Genomic DNA, 6,966 nt, shown 5'->3' on the forward strand with positions numbered 1-6,966 from the left:
CCCCCTTTTATTTTATTATAAATTTCTCCTCATCAAAGGCATGCTCATACATCTCGGACCTCCACGTCCCCTTGAAAGCTCTGAACATGACATAACATGAGTCTTAATCCCATGTTCCTCTAAAATCCTATTAGTGACATAATTTCTAGCATATACAACTACTTCCCCAGGTGCTATGGCTAGAGTATTAGAGCCATCATTCCATTGCTCCCTCGCAGCATCTATCGTATTGCCGCCAGCGCATCGAATTAAAGTCACTTTATCTAACTCAAGATATTTTTTTAAAATTTGCTCTAGGGATAATTCTTCTTTTTCTATAGATAATTCTCCTTGAAATCTATTACTTTTCTTAATAGAATAAACCGTTAAGTTATTTTCAGCTTCAGGGTGAATCGTAAACTTTTCATAATCAACCATTGTAAATACAGTATCAAGATGCATAAAAGCTCTTTTCTTTGGGATATCAAAGGCAAGGATTGTTTCGAAGTGTTCATCAGAGTATAGTACTCTTTCAGAGAATTTTTCAATTGCTGCTGCGTCTGTTCTAGCAGAAATACCTACAGCTATGACCTTAGGGTTAAATACTATAATATCCCCTCCCTCAAGTGCATACATTTCCTTTCTGTCAAACCACACTGGAACCTCTAAATCCTTGAACCTAGGATGATTTTCAAAAATATATTTAGCAAATATAGTTTCTCTGTTTCTCACATCTGTCTTCATACGGTTCAGTGTTATTCCATGTCCTATTGTGGCAAAGGGATCCCTTGTAAAGTATAGATTTGGCATAGGATCTAAAACAAAAGGATATCTAGTATCAGTTAAATCCATAAGAGATTTATTAATCAACTTTGGTATTTCATCTTTTCTAATTCCTGCCATAAGTTTGTCTATAAGTTCTCTATCATCAAATTGTTGAAAATATTCTTTAAGAACTTCCCTAGTACCTCTACCTACTACATTTCCTTCCGCTAAAAACTCATCTATAAACTTATTTCTAACGTCTGAATCAGCTATAGCCTCTGCTGATAGGTCCTCTAAGTATAGGACTTCTACTCCATTTCCCCGTAGAATATCTGCAAAATTATCATGTTCCCTTCTAGCTAAGTCTAAATAGGGAATATCATCAAACAATAATCTCTCAAGGTAATCTGGAACTAGATTTTCGAGCTCCTTTCCTGGACGATGTAACAATACTGTTTCTAGCTTTCCAATATCCGAATACACGTTGAGCCCCTTTTTCTTATCCTTTACCATATTCCCACCTCCTCTATGCAATTACTATGCATATCTTTTAAAAATTGCAAGTGTCTAATTCTTATATTAAATTGATTATATTAACATATTCACTATTTTGTCAATTCCTTCAATTCCTATAAATATGCAAAATGTGCATATTTATTCAAAAAGGAAGATTTCTCAGAAAAATCTCTAAATAAATCGGTGATAAAATCTAGCTTAGGAAAATGTTTTCCCGAGCTTAACTTAAAATCTTAAATAAATATACATGAAAAAAAATTATTATCTATTTTAGTCGAAATATTCTGATATATTAAGAAAAATTAAAAAATTAAGCTCTAGTTCAATCTAGAGCTTAATTGCTTAGTTACATTTGCTTTTTTAAGAGCTAACACAATTGGAAAAGCTATCAATGCCCCACCAATAAATTGAATTATATTTGCAGGTACACTAAATATAGGTATTATCATGTTTCCCTTTAATATTCCACCTGCTACATAATAGGCGGCTACCATCCAAAGACCTGACAATGTCATCCCCATTAAACTATTCATACTAAACAGTTCCCTGTCTCTTTTCCTAAGAAATATGGATAATAAAACTATAAATATAGGAATAATTATAATAGCTGACATAAGTGCTAATTGAACGCTGTTTATCAAAGCTTGTAGATTCTCAGTTCCAGCTAAACGAAGGCTATCAACAAGAAAACTGGCTATTTCTGAGTTTATAATATTATTTGAAATGTTAGATAACGTTAGATATAGGAATACTGCTAATACAAACCATCCCACCCCAATGACATAGCTTAAAACATTTCTGAGGACCTTAAGTTTATCATTCTTTACCTCATGTGCCATAAGTCCAACAATAGCTCCCATAATTCCCTTAATTATCAATGTGGGAACTGCCCAATGTGTATATCCTAAAAACAAATCTGCCATAGCAGAACCTACACCACCTGCAAATAGTCCATATTTCCATCCCAATAAAATTGAAGTGACAAAAATCATACTATCCCCAGTATGTATGTAACCTTCAGTAAAAGGAACGGGAATCTGTGGAATTATAGCTGTAGTTGCAAACACTAATGAAGTCATTAATCCACCATAGGTTAGTTTTTTTACATTATACTTGTTCATTTTTACGCCTCCCCGATATAATTGTTACTGTGTTAATTTAATTATAGCACAAGTGTATCGGTTATCAAGGGAGTAGTTTTTAAATTGTATCGGTTCATTTTCCTTTGCTAATTTCATAAATATTTTTCTTAGCTCTCAAACATTCTTCAATATCCTCTTCTGTAGGCTCTTTTCTACCATATCTATAATCGTTATAAACTTTTGTCAAATCATAAATTCCAGTGTTAATATATTTAGTATTCTCTAGTAAAGATAGATATTCATTTGGAGTGTGATGATTCTTAAACTCATGTCCTTCTCCTCTAAGAGTTAAAATTGTATCTATATAAATTCGCCTTATGATATGAAGATTTAGAACACTACTATTTTCTAAAAATAATTCAGATATTTTTGCAAAGATTTTTCTAAAAGACTTTTTCATTTTTATTGGAATATCTTTATATGATAAAATAAATTCCTTTTCTTCTTCTTCATCCTCCAAATTACTGTATAAAACTTTGTTTTTAATTGCCTTAATCAAATAAAAAAGTATTACATAGATAATTAAACCCACGACTAACAATTTAACTATAGAAAATGCTCTGTCTATAATAACTTGATTTTTTGATGATAAAGTCTCATTAGCTATTTTTTCTATTTCCTCAGGTGTCTTACCAACATTTAATTGCTTTAATCTAGATAAATCAGATTTTTTAAATATTAACTCTACAAGTTTTGTAATAAGAAGTACAATAGGATAAAGTACAACTTCTACAGCTTTTTGGATGACAACTCCAAATCCTTTAAAAATGTTGCTAAAAAAAATCCTCTCCCATAATCCAAAAAAACCTGTTAGGGTGAACACTAAGAAAATTGAAACCATTAAATAAGAAATTAGATTCACTATTCTCATATTTTGGTTTTTGTTTATTGAATTTACTTTTTTATTATTATATACGCTTTCAAGATTTAGCAATGCAAAATGAGATAATGTTGCTCCTACATATATAGGAAAAAATGACTTCAATCTTGTTGTAGTAGCACTGTATCCATTTGTTATGTTCAATATAAAAACAACAAACAGATACAATAAAAGACTAATAATAAATATATTCTTAGTTGACTGAAAATCTCTCTTATCAGTGATGCTTAATATGCTTTTATACCAAATAATTAGATACATAATAAATGGAACAAACCTAGTTTCTTTTGATGTAATAAAGGCGCTAACCAATGAAAGAACTATGGCAATAAAAAAATATGTGTATTTTTTTCTATTATTTAAGCTATTCCCCTTAAAGACAAAAAAATCTAAGGCGTAAGCACATAAGAAATTTATTAGAGAAAGTAATGCAATATTGTTAATTAATATAAAGCTATCTATATCTAAAAAAATAAAAATAAATATTATCCCAGAAATAAATATATTTGCAGTTTCTGATATTCCTCTAACTATTAAATTAAGTATATAATTAACCTTTGCGAACATTGGCTCACCTACTTATTATTAGTATTACTTAAGTTCATAACTATAAATAATATCTACTTCTTTAGATAATCCTTCAAGCTTTAAGTTGTTATCTAATAGTATCAGTTTTATGCAATAATCTCTCTTTACTAGCTGGTTTATTGTTTGTACTAAGCTGCTATTAGCATGAGCTGTGATCAATATAATTACATTGTTTTTATCTATAAGTCTTATATTTTTGTTTAAAAATGCATCAAAGCTATCTAAAGGTAAATATGAGGTTTTAGCTAAAGCATCGAAAATAAACATCTTTTGATTTCTTCCATTTTTAGGTCTAATAAATATGTTATTTTTATCTCCATAGAAAAAAGCATTTGATGAATAGCCTACATCTAATTTTTCATCAATTGCTTTTTCTGTAATTGATGCAGCAACTTCCACACCCTTTTCTATTAGTTCTGTATCTACATTTTGCCAATAAATATCGCTAGTTTGTACATTTAGGAGTATAATAGTAGATAGGTCAGCCGTGTAATCTAGCTTTTTGACGTGTATTTTATTCGTTCTAGCTGTTGCCTTCCAATCAATAGAATTAAAACTATCGTAAGGAGTATACTCCCTTGCGCCAATCACAGCCATATTATCTGGAATTATCCATCTTCTAACAGATATCTCACCTTGTACGCTTTTAAATGGCATAATTAATCTGCTTAGAGGTTTAATTTCAGGATAGACTATAAGGGTCATTGAATAATGTATTTCTTTTTCAGCAACTGCAAATCCAAAAAAATCACCTACAGACATTTTTACATCATGAAATGAATAAAAACCTCTATGTGTACACTGGATAGTGTTATGTCTCTTAATTCTCTGATAGCTCAATAATGAAGTTATTATTCTAAGTATCTTTTCATGATTATTATTTTGGCCTATAACTTTTAGGTCTTTAAACTCAATACCTTTAGGGATATTAGAATTAATCTCTATCCACGGTAAAATTAAAAACTTGCTATTTGTTATTTCAGTAGTTAATCTTACTGACTCTCCAACAAAAGCTCTTTCTTTATCTAAATATCTCTTAAAATCTAATTTTTTAAATACTAAACTTTCCCACCTATTTAAAATATAATAAATAATCATTAGGAAAACAAGCGTAGTTACAACTATACCCATTACTCTCAACTCCTAATTGCTAATTATCTTTTCCACAGGAGTATTGATTTTATGAACTATTTGATCTAGGACATCATTTATACTTCTACCTTTTATCTGTGAATTTGAATTTAAGATGATCCTATGCACAAAAACTGGTTTTAAAAGAAACTTAACATCATCTGGCAACACATAATCTCTGCCGTTAATTGCTGCATAAGCTTGGGATGCTTTAAATAAAGCTAAGCTACCTCTTGGGCTTATTCCAAGTTCAATTTCATCATTTTCACGTGTAGCATTTACAATTTTTAATATATATTCTACTATATCTTCATCTACATGAACATTTGAATAGAATTGTCTCGCTCGCCTAATCTCTTCAGAAGATACTACTGCTTCAATATCATGTATAGGATTATTCTCTTTAAATCTCATTAGAATCTCAAATTCCTCTTCAAACTTTGGGTATCCCATAGATAACTTCATGAAAAACCTATCTATTTGGGCTTCCGGTAAAGGAAAAGTGCCTGAAGTTTCTATAGGATTTTGAGTAGCTATTACAAAAAAAGGCTCCCTCAATTTATAAGTTGTACCATCTATACTAACTTGATGCTCTTCCATGGCTTCTAATAGGCTTGATTGTGTTCTAGGTGTAGCTCTGTTGATTTCATCTGCTAAGACAATTTGACTCATTATAGGTCCTTCCTTTAGTTGAAAATCTCCCGTTTTTTGATTATAGTAGTTCAAGCCTAAGATATCTGACGGCAGTAAATCAGGGGTAAATTGTATTCTATTAAAGTCACAATCTATGGATTTCGCTAGTGATTTTGCTAGCATAGTTTTTCCTAAGCCTGGAACGTCTTCTAACAATACATGCCCTGAACATATTATGGAAGTAAGCATTAGGTCAATAACATCATCCTTACCCACTATTACCTTTTGAATATTATCCTTAACTCTTAATGCAATTTCCTTAATTTTTTTAATATCCATTCCAACACCCCCAATTTCAAATCCATAAGTAAATACTAATATTAGTCTTCCGTGATTTCTCTTTTAAATACTACAATTAAGTTTCGCGGATTATTTAGTGATTTTATGTTCACTAGCTCCCAACCTTCAGCACCGAGTGCATTGAACTTTTTTTCGTGTTCTTTCGTCAACACTAATGAAGTTACACCAAAAGCTTTTATATTCTCTACTTTATATTCAAATTTCTTCATATTTTTCTACCTCCCATCATATTATAACACAAAAGAAATACATAAAATCATGATAAATAGCGAATCATTTTATATTTTGTGTCATAATAATAGTTGAAATCTTCTTTATCTTTGTGTAAAATTTAATATATTTAGAACTTAATAATAGCTCATTTTGTCATTTATTTAATTTATTTAACATACTTATTTTAAAAAGACTGCAATATTATTTCAAGTTTTGAAAAGGTATGTTACAAAACTTTATCATTCATTAGGTCATACAGTAATTAAATGTAGGGAGGTTTTTTATGAGTAAGCTAAAAATCCAATTAAATGAATTAAACAAGCTCTATGACGAAATCTATTATAGCAGTTTTGATAATGTTGAAGTAGCATTAGATATTATATCTAATATAACTTCAGAAAAAGAATTGGATGACGAAGAAGAGTATGTATTCAGTCTAACTGATATCGCAGATGTAATAATTGAAGTTTTAGAAGAAGTTGCAGAAGCTTTGGAAATCGAAAGCATATATGATATTAGCGCCTATATAAGAGATAAAATTGATAAAATTCAAAGTGGAAATATTGATGACTCCATAGAAAGTAGTTATATAAATTATTTAAATGAGGATTTTGATGAAGATTTTGACGAAGTAGATCTTTATGACGCTGACGATGATTATGATGAAGATAATATATATGATGATTATTAAAAAGAAAACCTATAGGTTTTCTTTTTAAATCCTCAATGATAGGACATGTTCTATTGCACCAGCTGGTT

The 6,966-nt window shown here is 30.0% G+C and carries 7 protein-coding genes; 1 reads left to right on the plus strand and 6 read right to left on the minus strand.

Annotated features, from left to right (window positions below; translation table 11 throughout):
- Window positions 1-15 precede the first annotated feature (15 nt).
- The 6 genes from arcA to DW1_RS10340 form a co-directional block, all read right to left on the minus strand.
- The gene (gene arcA, locus DW1_RS10315; protein ID WP_074350546.1) at window positions 16-1,257 is read right to left on the minus strand and encodes an arginine deiminase; all 1,242 of its coding nucleotides are present in this window, start codon (window positions 1,255-1,257) and stop codon (window positions 16-18) included.
- A gap of 320 nt (window positions 1,258-1,577) precedes the next feature.
- The gene (locus DW1_RS10320) at window positions 1,578-2,381 is read right to left on the minus strand and encodes an ECF transporter S component (protein WP_074350547.1); all 804 of its coding nucleotides are present in this window, start codon (window positions 2,379-2,381) and stop codon (window positions 1,578-1,580) included.
- 94 nt (window positions 2,382-2,475) lie between these two features.
- Window positions 2,476-3,849, minus strand: a complete 1,374-nt coding sequence (locus tag DW1_RS10325; RefSeq protein WP_074350548.1) for a DUF4129 domain-containing protein — start codon at window positions 3,847-3,849, stop codon at window positions 2,476-2,478.
- A gap of 24 nt (window positions 3,850-3,873) precedes the next feature.
- The gene (locus tag DW1_RS10330) at window positions 3,874-5,001 is read right to left on the minus strand and encodes a DUF58 domain-containing protein (protein ID WP_074350549.1); all 1,128 of its coding nucleotides are present in this window, start codon (window positions 4,999-5,001) and stop codon (window positions 3,874-3,876) included.
- 12 nt (window positions 5,002-5,013) lie between these two features.
- Window positions 5,014-5,973: an AAA family ATPase gene (locus DW1_RS10335; protein WP_074350550.1), complete on the minus strand. Its 960-nt coding sequence runs from the start codon at window positions 5,971-5,973 to the stop codon at window positions 5,014-5,016.
- Between the two features lie 41 nt (window positions 5,974-6,014).
- Window positions 6,015-6,203, minus strand: coding sequence for a DUF4177 domain-containing protein (locus DW1_RS10340; protein WP_074350551.1), 189 nt, complete (start codon window positions 6,201-6,203; stop codon window positions 6,015-6,017).
- A 287-nt stretch (window positions 6,204-6,490) separates the two neighbouring features.
- Here DW1_RS10340 and DW1_RS10345 point away from each other — a divergent pair, with 287 nt between their 5' ends.
- Entirely contained in the window at window positions 6,491-6,898 is a 408-nt protein-coding gene (locus DW1_RS10345; RefSeq protein WP_074350552.1) for a hypothetical protein, read from the plus strand.
- Window positions 6,899-6,966 lie beyond the last annotated feature (68 nt).

Origin of the sequence: Proteiniborus sp. DW1 (assembly GCF_900095305.1) — a bacterium.
In the GTDB taxonomy this organism is placed as follows: domain Bacteria; phylum Bacillota; class Clostridia; order Tissierellales; family Proteiniboraceae; genus Proteiniborus.

Bases quoted from the DNA above. Each gene is read 5' to 3' on its own strand.
- arcA (WP_074350546.1), bottom strand. From the start codon at position 1,257: ATGGTAAAGGATAAGAAAAAGGGGCTCAACGTGTATTCGGATATTGGA.
- DW1_RS10320 (WP_074350547.1), bottom strand. From the start codon at position 2,381: ATGAACAAGTATAATGTAAAAAAACTAACCTATGGTGGATTAATGACT.
- DW1_RS10325 (WP_074350548.1), bottom strand. From the start codon at position 3,849: ATGTTCGCAAAGGTTAATTATATACTTAATTTAATAGTTAGAGGAATA.
- DW1_RS10330 (WP_074350549.1), bottom strand. From the start codon at position 5,001: ATGGGTATAGTTGTAACTACGCTTGTTTTCCTAATGATTATTTATTAT.
- DW1_RS10335 (WP_074350550.1), bottom strand. From the start codon at position 5,973: ATGGATATTAAAAAAATTAAGGAAATTGCATTAAGAGTTAAGGATAAT.
- DW1_RS10340 (WP_074350551.1), bottom strand. From the start codon at position 6,203: ATGAAGAAATTTGAATATAAAGTAGAGAATATAAAAGCTTTTGGTGTA.
- DW1_RS10345 (WP_074350552.1), top strand. From the start codon at position 6,491: ATGAGTAAGCTAAAAATCCAATTAAATGAATTAAACAAGCTCTATGAC.